14 protein-coding genes are annotated in these 15,398 nt (G+C 51.0%); 12 read left to right on the forward strand and 2 right to left on the reverse strand.

The window, feature by feature from the left end:
- Positions 1 to 81: 81 nt before the first annotated feature.
- Both K1X45_RS01110 and K1X45_RS01115 read right to left on the reverse strand, forming a co-directional pair.
- Complete coding sequence (locus K1X45_RS01110; protein WP_220159556.1) at positions 82 to 822, reverse strand: glycerophosphodiester phosphodiesterase; 741 nt, start codon at positions 820 to 822, stop codon at positions 82 to 84.
- Between the two features lie 2 nt (positions 823 to 824).
- Positions 825 to 1,292 carry a RidA family protein gene (locus K1X45_RS01115; protein WP_220159557.1) on the reverse strand — a complete coding sequence of 156 codons (468 nt, stop codon included), beginning with the start codon at positions 1,290 to 1,292 and terminating at the stop codon, positions 825 to 827.
- A 305-nt stretch (positions 1,293 to 1,597) separates the two neighbouring features.
- On the opposite strand from K1X45_RS01115, the gene K1X45_RS01120 reads away from it, so the two are divergent.
- The 12 genes from K1X45_RS01120 to fabZ all read left to right on the forward strand — a co-directional run bounded on the left by K1X45_RS01120 (position 1,598) and on the right by fabZ (position 15,394).
- Entirely contained in the window at positions 1,598 to 2,440 is an 843-nt protein-coding gene (locus K1X45_RS01120) for a cell envelope integrity EipB family protein (protein WP_022712399.1), read from the forward strand.
- A gap of 186 nt (positions 2,441 to 2,626) precedes the next feature.
- Positions 2,627 to 3,727 carry an alkene reductase gene (locus K1X45_RS01125; RefSeq protein WP_220159558.1) on the forward strand — a complete coding sequence of 367 codons (1,101 nt, stop codon included), beginning with the start codon at positions 2,627 to 2,629 and terminating at the stop codon, positions 3,725 to 3,727.
- 283 nt (positions 3,728 to 4,010) lie between these two features.
- The gene (gene rpsB, locus K1X45_RS01130; RefSeq protein WP_028233986.1) at positions 4,011 to 4,778 is read left to right on the forward strand and encodes a 30S ribosomal protein S2; all 768 of its coding nucleotides are present in this window, start codon (positions 4,011 to 4,013) and stop codon (positions 4,776 to 4,778) included.
- Between the two features lie 356 nt (positions 4,779 to 5,134).
- Positions 5,135 to 6,058: a translation elongation factor Ts gene (gene tsf / locus K1X45_RS01135; protein ID WP_022712396.1), complete on the forward strand. Its 924-nt coding sequence runs from the start codon at positions 5,135 to 5,137 to the stop codon at positions 6,056 to 6,058.
- A 417-nt stretch (positions 6,059 to 6,475) separates the two neighbouring features.
- Positions 6,476 to 7,198 (forward strand): UMP kinase, encoded by a 723-nt coding sequence (pyrH, locus tag K1X45_RS01140; RefSeq protein WP_022712395.1) that lies wholly within the window; start codon positions 6,476 to 6,478, stop codon positions 7,196 to 7,198.
- 199 nt (positions 7,199 to 7,397) lie between these two features.
- Positions 7,398 to 7,958 carry a ribosome recycling factor gene (frr, locus tag K1X45_RS01145; RefSeq protein WP_022712394.1) on the forward strand — a complete coding sequence of 187 codons (561 nt, stop codon included), beginning with the start codon at positions 7,398 to 7,400 and terminating at the stop codon, positions 7,956 to 7,958.
- Positions 7,959 to 8,275: 317 nt separating this feature from the next.
- Entirely contained in the window at positions 8,276 to 9,040 is a 765-nt protein-coding gene (locus K1X45_RS01150) for an isoprenyl transferase (RefSeq protein ID WP_116088063.1), read from the forward strand.
- 167 nt (positions 9,041 to 9,207) lie between these two features.
- A complete protein-coding gene (locus tag K1X45_RS01155) occupies positions 9,208 to 10,020 on the forward strand; it encodes a phosphatidate cytidylyltransferase (protein ID WP_075655422.1) in 813 nt (270 codons plus the stop codon).
- Positions 10,021 to 10,074: 54 nt separating this feature from the next.
- Positions 10,075 to 11,214, forward strand: a complete 1,140-nt coding sequence (gene rseP / locus K1X45_RS01160) for an RIP metalloprotease RseP (RefSeq protein ID WP_116088062.1) — start codon at positions 10,075 to 10,077, stop codon at positions 11,212 to 11,214.
- A gap of 260 nt (positions 11,215 to 11,474) precedes the next feature.
- On the forward strand, positions 11,475 to 13,817 hold the full coding sequence (gene bamA / locus K1X45_RS01165) for an outer membrane protein assembly factor BamA (protein WP_220159559.1): 2,343 nt from the start codon (positions 11,475 to 11,477) through the stop codon (positions 13,815 to 13,817).
- Positions 13,818 to 13,884: 67 nt separating this feature from the next.
- On the forward strand, positions 13,885 to 14,931 hold the full coding sequence (lpxD, locus tag K1X45_RS01170; protein WP_220160344.1) for a UDP-3-O-(3-hydroxymyristoyl)glucosamine N-acyltransferase: 1,047 nt from the start codon (positions 13,885 to 13,887) through the stop codon (positions 14,929 to 14,931).
- A gap of 1 nt (position 14,932) precedes the next feature.
- Positions 14,933 to 15,394 (forward strand): 3-hydroxyacyl-ACP dehydratase FabZ, encoded by a 462-nt coding sequence (fabZ, locus tag K1X45_RS01175; RefSeq protein ID WP_022712388.1) that lies wholly within the window; start codon positions 14,933 to 14,935, stop codon positions 15,392 to 15,394.
- Positions 15,395 to 15,398: the final 4 nt, after the last annotated feature.

The following is a 15,398-nucleotide window of genomic DNA, read 5'->3' on the forward strand; positions in this document are numbered from 1 at the left end:
GCAATCAACCATTCCCACCCGTTTTGTCATGTCTGGTTTTTACCGGCGCATCACACTATGCGCCGGTAAGATATTATTTTATCAAGCAAGAACGCTATCCGGTACAAAGCCTTCAAATGTAATCTGCTGTGCATGCATGTCGCTCACAGCCTTTTCCTCCGCGCTACGCACTGTCCATGTGATGACAGGACGGTTGAGCACAGTGCGGAAGAAGCTGATGAACGGGTTTGGCAGATGGTGGAAATTGTAAGAAACAAAATCCACATCATGCGCGAGCATGGCAAAGTGCTTTTCTATATCGGCGGCACTTGTACCTTCTGCCGTCAGACCGGCAACAACACCCGGTGCATCGCTGCGGAAACGGCGGATGAGGTGATGGTCGAAGGACATGATCGCCGCTTCGCCCTGATAGGTTTTCAGCTCTTTGGCAACGGCGGCAACCAGACCTTCGTCCTGACCTTCAATGCCTTTGAGTTCGATAACCAGCGGCACGCGTCCGGCGACCAGATCGAGCATCTGGCGAAGCGACGGAGCGTGATCCTGTGTGGTGCCGATGGTCAGTGCCTGAGCCTCGGCCAGTGTCAGATCACAAATGCGGCCTTCGCGACCGGCAAGGCGATCCAGCACATCATCATGAAACACGATGACTTCACCGTCTTTGGTCAGATGCACGTCGCATTCAATGGCATATTTGCCTGCAATGGCTGCACTGAAGGCAGGGAGAGTGTTCTCCCAGACCTTTTTATTCATATCGTGCAAGCCGCGATGGGCAATCGGCCGGCGGGTAAGCCATTTCAGTTCATCACGAGGCGCAGCGCTCATAATCAGGCAACCTCAATCACGGCTTCGATTTCAACCGGTGCATTCAGCGGCAGACCAGCCATGCCAACTGCGGAGCGGGCATGTTTGCCTGCATCGCCGAGAACATCGATGAACAGCTGCGAACCGCCATTGGCAACAATGTGCTGATCGGTGAAATCAACAACAGACGCAACAAATACAGTGATTTTAACAATGCGCTTGATGCGGGAAAGATCGCCGCCAAGAGCCGCTTTTGCCTGCGACAGCACATTGATAGCGCAATATTTTGCTGCTTCCTGCGCCTGTTCAATGGTCAGGTCGCGGCCAACCAGACCGGTGGAAACGAGCTTGCCGTCTTTCAGTGGCAGCTGGCCGGAGGTGAACAGCAGATTGCTGCTCTGGGAAAAAGGCAGGTAAGCCGCAGCCGGTGCTGCGGATTCTGGAATTGAAATGCCGAGATCTTTGAGGCGGGTTTCGATTGTCGAGGTCATGGCGCTCTTTCCGGTTTTATTTTATCGTCACATCAGAGTGGACGGCAAACAATAAGGTCATTTTGGGGCGGTTTATATTCCGCAGGGATTCTTTAACAGTTTGCCCTTCATTGTCGGTTCCGAATGTCGGCCCTGAATTGTTGGGATGAATGTTTATGCCTGATCTGTGTGTTTTAGGTGTCATGCATATACAAAAATAAAGTTCAAACTGACAGAATCAGTGGAGCATAGCAAAAGCTGTGATTTTTGCCTCGCTTCCGCCATGAGTTATTTTAACATGGCGATAAATTTATCGGAGAATCTTTATGCGTTTTTTGCAGGCCCCCATTTTGCAGGCCCTTGTGTTCGGATCTGGTTTTGTTGTTCCTGCAGTGCTGAGCACAGCAGCTTATGCAGGAAGCACACTTCTGCCGCATCGCGCAGTTTATGATCTGACATTGGAACGCGCCGATGAAAAATCCGGCATTGCCGGTGTAACCGGCCGTATGGTCTATGAGTTCAACGGCTCGGCCTGCGAAGGCTATACAACGAATTTCCGCTTTGTGACCCGTATCGATATGGAAGGGCAGGATCAGCGGGTTACAGACCAGCAGACCACCACTTTTGAAGCCGGTGACGGCAGCCGCTTCCGTTTCGTCAATAAAACCTTTGTCGATAAAGAGCTGATTAAAGAAGTGCGCGGGAATGCGGCGCTTGGCGACAAGCAGATGGATGTGGCGCTGACCAAGCCTGAAAAGCAGGATCTCAAACTGGCGCTGTCGCAGTTTCCGACCCGTCATATGGAAGAGCTGCTTGTTCGCGCGCAAAAGGGCGACACTTTTTATCAGACGACAATTTTTGACGGTTCCGATGATGCCAATAAGATTATGGCGACCACAGCCGTGATCGGGAAAGGTCAGGTGCTGCCTGAAGACACCGAAACGAAAGTCATGGGTGAGGTGGCCAAACAAGAGAGCTGGCCTGTGACCGTCGCTTATTTTGATGATGAAGAGAGCGACGAAGGGCTGCCGGTCTATCGCGTGAATTTCAAACTCTACCGCAACGGCGTAACCCGTGATCTGAACATGGATTACGGTGACTTCTCCATGAAAGGCACCTTGGTCAATCTGGAAATGTTTAAACCGGCAGCGGCGGCAACCTGCGAATAATCCGGCATAATTCTACAGGTTTCGATGACAAGGCGGCATTTCCGGAAACGGATTTGCCGCTTTTTTCATTTTATTAAATTTCCGTGCCTTGTATTATGTAGTCTTGATTATAAATATCTCTGTGACTGAGATTGATCCGTGCATGCTGCGGCGGTGCGGATAATTTTTACAAGCAAAGGTATTATAATGTCCGATCTTTTTTCCTCCTATGACCTCAATGGCCTGCCGCTTAAAAACCGTGTGGTGATGGCACCTATGACACGCGCACGCGCCGTTGACACCGTGCCGAACAGCGACACGGCATTATATTATGCACAGCGTGCCGGAGCAGGCCTGATTGTGAGTGAAGGGACGCCGATCTCTGATGAGGGGCGCGGCTATCTCTATACGCCCGGTGTATATTCTGCCGAGCAGGTTGAGGGCTGGAAAAAAGTAACGGATGCCGTTCATGCGCAGAGTGGTAAAATCTTCTCACAAATCTGGCATGTCGGGCGTGTTTCCCATGTTTCCGTACAAAAGAACGGTATTGCGCCTGTTGCGCCGGTTGCTGAAATTGCAAAAGACTCAAATGTTTTTGCGCTTGGTGAGGGCGGAACGCCGGGGCTGGTTGCACCCAGCGCACCGCGTGCATTGAATACTGACGATATTGCCCGTATTACCGGAGAATTTGCCGATGCTGCAGAGAATGCCGTTAAAGCCGGTTTTGATGGTGTCGAAATTCACGGTGCAAACGGCTATCTGATTGAGCAATTCATCAATGCCGGTTTCAATAAGCGTGAAGATGGCTATGGCGGCGCGACAATTGCCGGACGTATCCGCTTTGCGCTGGAGGTTGTTGATGCGGCCGTTGCACGTATCGGCTCTGCCCGTGTCGGTATCCGCCTGACACCTTTCAGCCGTCTGTTTGATCTTCATGCCTTTGACGGGGAGGAAGAAACATGGCTGACACTGGCTGCTGAACTCTCCGCCCGCAAACTGGCTTATATTCATATCGGCAATGCCGGTGGTATGCTGGCAAAAGAAGAAGGCCGCAATTTCCTGAAGAAGTTCCGTGAGGTTTATCAGGGCACACTGATCTTTGCCGGCGGATATACGCAAGAAACGGCTGAGCGTGTTCTCGATGAAGGGCTTACAGATCTGGTGGCTTTCGGCCGGCCATATATCTCAAATCCTGATCTGGCCGAGCGTATGCAGCGCGGCTGGCCGCTGGCACCGGCCGATCACACAACTTTCTATGGCGGTGCGCAAAAGGGTTATACCGATTATCCGGCCTATGAAGCTGTTTAAACGCAGATAAAAGCAGGGATGTTTCCGCCGCAGAACAAGAGTTCCGGCGGGAATGTCCCTGTGCTATAGTCTTATGGCTGTGTAATATCTGATAATGAAGGCTGCGCTCCGGCTTCTGGCGGTTTTTGCCCGTTCAGGGCTTGCATTTTCTTCATTCATCGTTTACCAGCCGCATTATTCCACACACGGGATTTGGGTTATGGGCGGGAGAAATCCGCACAACGCCTCCGGTGGCACATTTGTGCCTCAGCCCGTGGAGGTTCAACCGGAAAAGGAAAATACAATGGCATTGCCTGATTTCAGCATGCGCCAGCTTCTGGAAGCTGGTGTTCACTTCGGTCACCAGACACACCGCTGGAACCCGAAAATGGCACCTTTCATCTATGGTGCACGTAACAACATCCACATTCTTGACCTGGCTCAGACCGTTCCTCTGCTGCACAATGCACTGAAGGTTGTTTCTGATACTGTTGCTCGTGGCGGCCGCGTTCTGTTCGTTGGCACCAAGCGTCAGGCTTCGGAAATCATTGCTGACGCTGCTGGCCGTTCGGCTCAGTATTACGTCAACTCCCGCTGGCTCGGCGGCATGATGACCAACTGGAAAACCATTTCCAACTCGATCCAGCGTCTGCGCAAGCTTGACGAACTGCTGTCGAGCGAAGCTCAGGGCTATTCCAAAAAGGAACGCCTGACTCTGGAACGCGAACGCGAAAAGCTGGACCGCGCTCTCGGTGGTATCAAGGATATGGGCGGCGTTCCTGACCTGATGTTCATCGTCGACACCAACAAGGAATCGATTGCAATTCAGGAAGCCAAGCGTCTTGGTATCCCTGTTGTTGCTGTTATCGACAGCAACTGTAATCCAGACCAGATCGATTTCCCGATCCCAGGTAACGATGATGCTGCTCGCGCAATCTCGCTCTATTGCGATCTGATTGCTAAAGCTGCTCTGGACGGCATTATGCGTCAGCAGGGCGCTCTGGGCATCGATATCGGTGCGCAGGCTGAAGCTCCTGTTGAGCCAGCTCTGGAAGCTGCTGAAAACGCTTAATTCGTTTTCTTGTCTGCCGGATCTGTTTTCAGATCCGGCAGATATTCTGCTTAAAAGACACAATTTGCCGTGTTTGCAGAGCTTCAAAAAACTGAAGTTTTAAACCGGTAAATATCTGAAACGGGTGAGTCGTTTCTGATTCCGTCCACGCACGGTGAAATCTGTGTCTTATCCAATTCGAGCCTTTTCGGCTCCTGCTATCCCGTATGTATACAGTTGACGCTTTGCAGGAATTGCAATGCGGGCTGTAATGATTAATCGGTCATTGGATAAAAGACAGGTCCGCTGTCTGAACAATGATCCATAGCGGGCATGCCGCTTTGCCGGATGTCTGCTGCTTTCTCTGAGAGGCGACAATGAGCATTACCGCAGCAATGGTTAAAGAACTTCGTGAACTCAGCGGCGCAGGCATGATGGACTGCAAGACCGCTCTGAACGAAAATAATGGCGATATGGAAGCTGCCATGGACTGGCTGCGCAAGAAGGGTATCGCTAAAGCTGACAAGAAAGCCGGCCGTACAGCTGCTGAAGGTCTGGTAAGCGTTGCCAGCGAAGGCAAAAAAGCTGTTGTTGTTGAGGTTAACTCCGAAACAGACTTCGTTGCCCGTAATGCTGCTTTCCAGGAAATCGTTCTGAACGTAACCAAGGTTGCTCTGGGCACCGACGGTTCAACTGATGCCGTTGCAAACGCAACCTATCCGGGTTCGGAAAAGACTGTAACTGACACTATTAAAGATGCTGTTGGCACCATCGGTGAAAACATGGCATTCCGTCGTTCCGCTGCTCTGAGCGTGGAAAACGGTGTTGTTGCTTCTTACATCCACAACGGCGTTGCAGACGGCCTCGGCAAGCTGGGCGTTCTGGTTGCTATTGAAACAACCGGTGATGCAGAAGCTGCTGCTGCTATCGGTCGTCAGATCGCTATGCATGTTGCCGCAACCAACCCGCTGGCTCTGACTTCTGCTGAAGTTGATGCTGCTGCTGTTGAGCGCGAAAAAGCAATCTTTGCAGATCAGGCTCGTCAGTCCGGCAAGTCGGAAGAAATCATCGCCAAGATGGTTGACGGCCGTATGCGCAAGTTCTTTGAAGAAGTTGTTCTTCTGTCGCAGGCTTTCGTTATCAACCCGGACCTGAGCGTAGAAGCTGCGCTTAAAGAAGCAGAAAAAACAATCGGCGCGCCTGCTAAGGTAACCGGCTTTGTTCGCTTCGCTCTGGGCGATGGCATTGAAAAAGAAGAAACTGACTTCGCTGCAGAAGTTGCTGCCGTAAACAAAGGCTAATTCTTTACAGGCGCATCCAGAATTGCGATGCGCCTTAGAGAATGCGGTTTATTGACAGAATTTAAAATGCCGGTCTGACTCTGTCAGGCCGGCATTTTTACAACATGCGTAAAATAAGAAAACAGAGCGGGCGCTAAGCATTTCATAAAATGCAACAGGCTCTAAAAACTTGTCAGTTATGAAAGGGCATCGCGTGACAATGCGATGCCCTTGATGTATGCGAAACATATTCATGCTTTTTCTTGTCATCTGCACCGGTCATGCAATTATGCTTGGCGACGGTTGCTCGCGGCAGAAAATCATTCTGTGTTCCGGCTAAAAATGTGAATATCTGCAAGTTCATGTACACCGGACTATTTAAAAACCATGTCCGCTTGCCGGTGGGGAAGTTCGGACCGAAATCAAAAAAGGGATCCCATGGCTGGTAAGACACTGTATAAACGGGTTCTCCTCAAAGCGTCAGGTGAGGCGCTGATGGGTGAGCAGGGATTTGGCATTGACGTGTCCGTTGCTGACCGCATTGCAAGTGATATTGCCGAAGCGCGTGCGCTCGGCGTTGAGGTCGGCGTGGTTATCGGCGGGGGCAATATTTTCCGCGGGCTGGCTGTTGCCTCCAAAGGCGGCGACCGCGTAACCGGCGATCATATGGGCATGCTGGCAACAGTGATTAACTCGCTGGCTCTGCGCACCTCTCTGGTCAAACAGGGTGTTGATGCGGTTGTGCTTTCGGCGATTGCTATGCCGGAACTGTGCGAGAGCTTCTCGCAGCGTCAGGCAACCGCCTATATGGATCAGGGTAAGGTTGTGATCTTCGCCGGTGGTACCGGTAACCCGTTCTTCACAACCGATTCTGCGGCTGCTTTGCGTGCTGCTGAAATCGGTGCGGATGCCCTGTTTAAGGGCACGCAGGTTGACGGTATTTACAGTGCTGATCCGAAGAAAGATCCGTCTGCCACGCGTTTCGACCGTCTGACCCACAAGGAAGTGCTGGATAAAGGTCTGGCTGTGATGGATGTGACGGCAGTGGCTCTGGCACAGGAAAACCGCATTCCGATCGTGGTTTATTCCATTCATGAAGCAGGCGGCTTTGCGCAGATTTTGCAGGGCAAAGGCCGCAGCACGGTTGTGACAGACGCCTGATAAGCACCGGTTCCTGAATTGAATCTGTGTGTGTACACAGATTCAATTCAGCAAAGCTTTGATTTTGTGCTTATCATTTGCGTCAAGCTGTTCTAAACAAAAAGCGAATTGTGTGGTCTGAAACCTGTTTCCGACTATCAGGCAGTATTATGCGCTGTAAAAGCGCAAGATGTTTGGTGTACGCCCAAGGAGAGATATTATGAGCGACGCTCTGGATGTAAACGATCTGAAACGCCGTATGGATGGTGCGATTCAGTCCTTCAAACATGATTTGGGTGGTCTGCGTACCGGACGCGCTTCAGCAAGCCTTCTGGAGCCTCTGACGATTGAAGCCTATGGTTCGACCATGCCGATCAATCAGGTGGCGCAGATTACTGTTCCTGAAGCCCGTATGCTGTCTGTTTCGGTTTGGGACAAGAGCATGGTTGGTGCGGTTGAACGTGCAATCCGCGACAGCGGTCTGGGTCTGAACCCGATCACTGACGGTATGACACTGCGCGTGCCGCTGCCGGAACTGAACGAACAGCGCCGTAAGGAACTGGTTAAAATTGCGAACCAATATGCCGAAGGTGCTAAAGTTGCCGTTCGTCATGTGCGCCGCGATGGTATGGATCAGTTGAAGAAACTGGAAAAAGACGGCACCATCAGTCAGGATGACAGCCGCACCTTGTCTGACAAAGTGCAGAAAATGACTGACGAAACCATTGTGGAAGTTGATAAGCTTCTGGTTTCGAAAGAAGCGGAAATTATGCAGGTCTAAGGCACCATTCGCCCGATCGGGCGCATAAAGGTCGCTCTAAACTGTAAGAACAGGCATCAGAGTGGTTCAGTATCAATTAACCACTCTGATATCTGAGACTGCCGTATATCTCCGGTGAAAAGAATATAACCGCGAATACGCATAGTGAATGCCGGAGTGGCCGTGCAAAAGACATTTTGCGGATTCTATTATAGTACAGAATAATTATGCATGTTGTTGCTGGTTGCAGTCTGATGCTGATAATTATCTAAGTTCTTAAACCGGATAAGCATGGCGCCTGACGGCAGCCGTTTTGTCAAAAAAAGGAATATGCCTGAATGTCCGATCCGCGCCACATCGCCATTATTATGGATGGCAATGGTCGTTGGGCTAAAGCACGCGGTCTGCCGCGTGTTGCCGGTCATAAAGCGGGTGTGGATGCTCTGCGCGGCATTGTGCGTGCTGCAGGGGATAAAGGGCTGGAATTTCTTACCCTCTTTGCATTTTCTTCCGAGAACTGGTCGCGTCCGAATTCCGAAGTCACGGAACTGATGGGACTGCTGAAGCTGTTCATCCGCCGCGATCTGAATAAGCTTCACAGTCAGAATGTCCGTGTACGCATTATCGGCGCGCGTGATGATCTTGCCTCCGATATTTGTGTGCTTTTGAATGAGGCCGAAAAACTGACCGCAGCCAATAGCGGCCTGACGCTTGTTATTGCCTTTAATTACGGGGCGCGGGACGAGCTGACACGGGCAATGCGTCAGATTGCGGAAGCCGTTGCTGCAGGGCAGATGAAGCCGGATGCGATCACGGCCGAAATGATTTCTGAAAGACTCGATACAGCAGATATTCCGGATCCTGACCTGATTATCCGTACCAGCGGTGAAATGCGGCTGTCCAATTTCCTGCTCTGGCAGGCTGCTTATTCAGAATTTCTGTTCGCTCCGGAATATTGGCCGGATTTCAAGCCTGCGCATTTATTTGCTGCGATTGATGAATATCGTAAGCGGGTTCGCCGTTTTGGCGGGCTGGAAGCTGATGACATGCAAAATTTGTCCGGTGAAACGGACGTGGTACCTTTGCGGCATAATGCGGGTTAGGTTCGTGCTGTGCGTTTCAGCTTTGCCGGATCATAAATAGACAGACTTAGAGCGCATCCCGAAAAGTGCGAAGCGGTTTTCGGAGCAAGATGCGCGTAAAATCAAACAGATAGAGCATTTGCAATGATTCAATCTAAACTAAAAATGCTCTAGGGGCGAGGGTTTTCGTGTCCAATCTTCAATTGCGTATCATGACGGCAGCAGTGCTTGCGCCCGTTACAATTCTGCTGATCTGGCTGGGCGGCATGAGCTTCCGTGTACTGGCTGTGGTGATTGGCTTCGCGATTTTCTATGAGTGGACAACGCTGAGCGCCTCGAAGCAGACACGCTCCGGCCTGACGGCAGGCTGGGCGGTGCTCTCGGTTGCTGCAGGTCTTATGCTGATACAGGTTCCGGCAATTCAGATTCTGGCCATTCTTGCAGCCGGTGCGGTTTTCCTGATCCAGCGCTCTAACTGGACTGCGGCAGGGCTGATCTATGCCGGTGTGCCGATGGTTTGTCTGGCGGTCTTGCGCGGCGAAACGACATCCGGTCTGATTGCAATCATCTATTTGTTCGCACTGGTCTGGGCGACGGATATTTTTGCGTATTTCACCGGACGCAGCCTTGGCGGGCCAAAACTGGCTCCGCGCTTTTCTCCGAATAAAACATGGTCCGGCGCAATTGGCGGTGTTGTGGCAGCAATGATTGCTGCAGCGGCCGTCAGCTATTTCAGTTTTGACCGCGTGAAATATCCGATGGTTATTCTGGCTATTGCGCTCTCGGTTGCCTCACAGATGGGCGATCTTGGAGAATCATGGGTCAAGCGCCGCTTCGGAGCCAAGGATTCCGGCAAGTTGCTGCCGGGGCATGGCGGTGTGATGGATCGCGTGGATGGCCTGATTGTGGCGGCTGTCATGCTGTATATTATCGGTGCTCTGGTGACAGGGCCGGATTCACCTTCAGCAATGTTTATCGGCATTGTTCTGCAGCCTTTGTAAGTAGCGCTGCGGTAAAAGCATATTTTGAGACTTTGAATTACGGGAGTTAGAGTTTTGGGTGATCCCCTCGCATATTTATTCGGCGGCGACAGCCTGCTGGTTGGCACATTACTTCCGTTTATTCTCGTTCTGGCCGTTGTTGTTTTTGTTCATGAGATGGGGCATTTCATCGTCGGCCGTTTGTGCGGTATCGGCGTTCAGGCCTTTTCTATCGGATTCGGGCCGGAGCTGATCGGTTATACGGCGCGTAACGGCACACGCTGGAAGCTCTGTGCGATTCCTCTCGGCGGCTATGTGAAGTTTGCCGGTGATATGAATGCCGCCAGTGCGCCGGACGGCGAGGGTCTGTCCGCCATGACTGAAGCCGAGCGCAAGGTTGCTTTTGCGACGCAGCCGGTCTGGAAGCGTGCTGCAACTGTTTTTGCAGGCCCGGCATTCAATTTTCTGCTGACAATTGCCATTCTGAGCTTCTTCTTTGCCAGTTACGGACGCCTTGTTGCTGATCCGACCATTGCAGAGGTTAATGAAGGCAGTCCTGCCGCTGTGGCAGGCTTTAAACCGGGTGACCGTTTCATCAATGTAGAAGGCACGCAGATCAATACTTTTGCCGATGTGCAACGTATTGTGAACGGACGCAGCGGTGATGAACTGTCTTTCACTGTTGAGCGCGACGGGCAGGAAATCAACCTGAAAGCTGTTCCTGAAATTATGGAACAGACGGATGCGCTGGGTAACAAAATCAAGCTCGGTGTGATCGGTGTTACGATCACCAAAGACACAGGCAATTACCGCAAGGTTGAATATTCCCCGCTCGAATCGGTGGGTGAGGCTGTGGTCGAAACCGGACATATCATCAGCCGTACCGGTACTTTTATGAAGAGACTGGTAATGGGGCGTGAAGATAAATGTCAGCTGGGCGGCCCCGTAAAAATTGCTAATATGGCCGGACAAGCGGCGCAACACGGCTTTGAATGGCTGGTTCAGCTGATTGCGATGCTGTCGGTTGGCATTGGATTGTTCAATTTATTTCCGCTTCCCCCTCTTGATGGCGGGCATCTGGTGATTTATGCGGGAGAGGCTGTTTTGGGACGTCCTGTTCCGGTGGCAGTACAGGAATTATTCTTCCGGCTTGGTTTCTTTGTCGTTCTCGGCTTTATGGGATTCGTCTTTTACAATGATCTCTTTGGCTGCTAATCTGAACTGGACAAGGCTCAAGCCTTTGAATTAAAACATTAACGAATTGTGTAAAATACGAGGGGATTATACAAGAAAAGCAATAATCTGTTTACCATGCTATTGGATTTGCGTGGCACCTGTGCCACGTTCGGGAATGAAGTAAACAGATTTTAATAGTGAAGCTTGCTTGTATATGAAAACTGGTTATTACAGTTTGCATTATGCGCTATTTTCCCGGATTACGGCCCGGGGCAACGAAACGAAGGTTAAATAGACCTATGACGGCAAATTCAAAGTTCTTTGGTGCTGCTTCTGCGGTCGCTATGTCGGTAGCTATGGTTGCTGCCGGAACGTCAGCGATCTCATTTGCTACTGTGAGTGTTGCACAGGCAGCAGTCGTTAGTCGTATTGACGTTCGCGGTAACAAGCGGGTTGATGCATCGACAATTCGTGGCGCCATCGGCATTAAGCCTGGCAAGTCATTCACCAATGCTGATATTGATGCGGCTGTAAAAAGCCTTTTCAATATGGGCCTGTTCTCTGATGTTCGTATCAGCCAGTCGGGCGGTGCACTCGTTGTCACGGTTTCCGAGTTCTCGGTTGTTAACAACGTACTCTTCCAGGGTAACAAGAAGGTCAAAGATGCCGATCTCGGTCGTACGGTAGAGCTGAAGGCGCGTAGCCCTTTTGATCCTGCACAGATGGAATCAGATCGTCAGGCCATCATTCAGGCTTACCGCAATGTTGGCCGCAGCGACGCTGTTGTGAACGCCCGTACGGTTGATCTCGGTCAGGGTCGTGTAAACGTTGTTTATGAAATCACTGAAGGCGGCCGTACAAAAATCGCCAATATTGATTTCGTAGGTAATGAAGCTTTCGGTGGTCGTCGTCTGCGTGACGTGATCTCCACCAAGCGTACCAATCCATTGTCATGGCTGACACGCGGCGACATTTACAGCGAAGATCGTCTGCAGGCAGATGAAGAAGCGCTGCGTCGTTTCTACTACAACCGTGGTTATGCTGACTTCCGCGTGATTTCGTCCAATGCGGTTCTGGATCCTGCGACAAACGAATATACGATCACCTTCACTGTTGAAGAAGGTCAGCGTTATACATTCGGTGATGTTCAGGTTGAAAGCTCAATCGCCGGCGTTGATACTGAAGCGCTCGGCGGCATGCTGAAGACCCGCGCAGGTAAAGTTTATAGCGCCAACGACGTTGAGAAGTCGGTTGAAGCTGTAACTGAACGCGTTGCCGGCAGCGGTTATGCTTTCGCTAAGGTTGAGCCACGCGGCGACCGTAACTTCGAAAACCGCACAATCTCGGTTGTTTATAACGTGGAAGAAGGTCCGCGCGCTTACGTGCAGCGTATCGAAATCCGCGGTAACGATAAGACCCGTGATTATGTTATCCGTCGTGAATTCGACATGAGCGAAGGCGATGCTTTCAATCAGGTTATGATTACACGCGCCAAGCGTCGTCTCGAAGCTCTGGACTTCTTCCAGACAGTTAACATCTCGACCGCTCAGGGTTCTGAGCCGGATCAGGTTGTGCTGATCGTTGACGTTGTTGAAAAACCTACAGGTGAATTCTCCATCGGTGCAGGTTATACATCGGGTGGTGAAACACCGGGTGCTTCGGTTGAAGGTTCGGTTGCAGAGCGCAACTTCCTCGGTCGTGGTCAGTATATCCGTATCGGTGCAGGTGCCGGTCAGGATGATGCGCGTAACTATTCGTTCTCGTTCACCGAGCCTTATTTCCTCGGTCAGCGTGTTTCTGCAGGCTTCGATATTTTCCGTAAGTCCTACCGCGTTAAAGACCAGTATGACGTAGAACAGACCGGTGGTACAATCCGTTTTGGTCTGCCGATTACCGACAATTTCGGTGCGAGCATCGGTTATAACCTGGTCCAGGAAAAGTATAAGCTCAAGAGCGATGATATGAATATCTACGCTCCGGCTTTGATTGAAGCCGCTGAACAGAGCCCATGGCTGCGTTCGTCGATTTCTTATGCTCTGACCTATAATACGATCGATAACCCGAACAACCCGCATGACGGTATCTATGTTCGCTTCGGTCAGGAATTTGCTGGTCTCGGCGGCGATGCCAAATTCATGAAGACAACTGCAAAAGCAAGCTATTACAAGACCTTGTTGCAGGAAGCTGATGTTGTTGGTGTGCTGACTGCCGGTGGTGGTTACATTCATTCCTTCACCGATGACGGTCTGCGTATCTTTGATATGTTCAAAGGTAACACTGACATGATCCGCGGCTTCAAATATAACGGTATCGGTGCTTATCAGGATGCTGCTAACGGTGACCGTTACTGGCTCGGTGGCACAACTTACTTCAACGCCAGCGCTGAAGTTCAGTTCCCGATGCCGGTTGTTCCGGAAAGCCTTGGTATCCGTGGTGCGTTCTTCGCAGATGCTGCAACGCTCTATGGTAACAAGACTGAAGGTGCAATGGGAACCGGCAGTGCACTGCGAGCTTCGGCTGGTGTAAGTCTGATGTGGGCTTCTCCGTTCGGTCCGCTGCGCTTTGACTATGCTATTCCTATTAAGAAAGAAGATTCCGACAAAGTTCAGAACTTCAATTTTGGTATGTCGAGCAAGTTCTGATAAATTTGCTTTTTCCTGAGGCGTAATCTCTGCAAAGAAGATCCGCCTCAGGAGAGAAAGTATGTTGATGGCAGATCCTGTATTTTATACGCTGTCCTGTGCACTCAACGTCGCTGATATTGCTCAATTTACCGGTTCCGAATTGCTGACAAAGCAATATGCCGACCGGAAAATTGAGCATTTGGCGTCTTTGGATAATGCAACACCGGATTCTCTTGTTTTCCTTGAAGGTAAGAAAAACGAAGCTGCTCTGAGCTCGCTCAAAGCGGCCGCTGTGTTATGCGCAGAAGCGCAGGCATCATTGATTCCTGAGGGCGTTGCGATTCTGGTGAGTAAATCGCCGCAGCGGGATTTTGCTGCTGTCGGCCGTAAGCTTTATGCGCAGGCTGTGCATCCGCGCTCATTGCTGGGTGTTCCTGGTATTTCTGAAAATGCCACGATTCACCCGAGTGCCGAGATTGAAAGCGATGTTACGATTGAACCAGGCGCAGTCGTCGGTGCCGGTGTATCTATCGGTTCAGGTACAACAATCTGTGCGAATAGTGTGATTGGCGCAGGCTGTAAAATCGGCCGCGATTGTATCATTGCGCCGAATGTTTCCCTGACCTATGCGCTGATCGGTAACCGCGTTTATCTGCATCCGGGTGTTCGCATCGGGCAGGATGGTTTCGGATATGTGCCGGGTCCTGCAGGGCTTGAAAAAGTGCCGCAGCTTGGTCGCGTCATCATTCAGGATGGCGTGGAAATCGGTGCGAATACCACGATTGATCGTGGTTCACTGAGTGATACCGTGATCGGCGAGGGCACCAAGATCGATAATCTGGTGCAGGTTGCGCATAATGTTAAAATCGGGCGGCATTGCGTAATTGCTGCCCACACCGGTATTTCCGGTAGTGTGACCATCGGTGATATGGCGATGATCGGCGGACGTGTCGGCCTTGCAGATCATATCAATATCGGTTCGCGCGTGCAGATTGCCGCTGCGAGCGGTGTGATGAATGATATTCCCGATGGTGAGAGATGGGGTGGTCTGCCAGCCAGACCGCTGAAGCAGTGGTTCCGCGATATTGCGACGTTGCGCAGTATCGGTCAAAGTAAGAAGGAGAAATCCTGATATGAGTGAGAATGTTGAGCAGAACAGCCTTGGTTCAGCAGATATTCAGAAGTTGCTGGCAGTTCTGCCGCATCGTTATCCGTTTCTTCTTATCGACCGTATTGTCGATATTGACGGTGATGATTCCGCGACCGGTATCAAAAATGTGACATTCAATGAACCACATTTTACTGGACATTTTCCTGCGACCCCTATTATGCCCGGTGTATTGATCATTGAAGCAATGGCGCAGACCGCCGGTGCGATTTCAATGCTCAAGATGGGCCTTGAAAATGCAGGAACCGTATTTTTGCTGACAATTGATAATGCAAAATTCCGTCGTCCTGTTGTTCCGGGTGATCGCATGTTGCTTCGCGTCAAAAAAGTGAAGCAGCGCGGAAATATTTCAAGATTTGCATGTGTCGCTGAAGTTGACGGCGTTAAAGTTGCCGAAGCGGATGTCTCTGCAATGACTGGTGCGTAAGCAG

The sequence above is a fragment of the Pseudochrobactrum sp. Wa41.01b-1 genome (assembly GCF_019464455.1).
GTDB lineage: Bacteria > Pseudomonadota > Alphaproteobacteria > Rhizobiales > Rhizobiaceae > Pseudochrobactrum > Pseudochrobactrum saccharolyticum.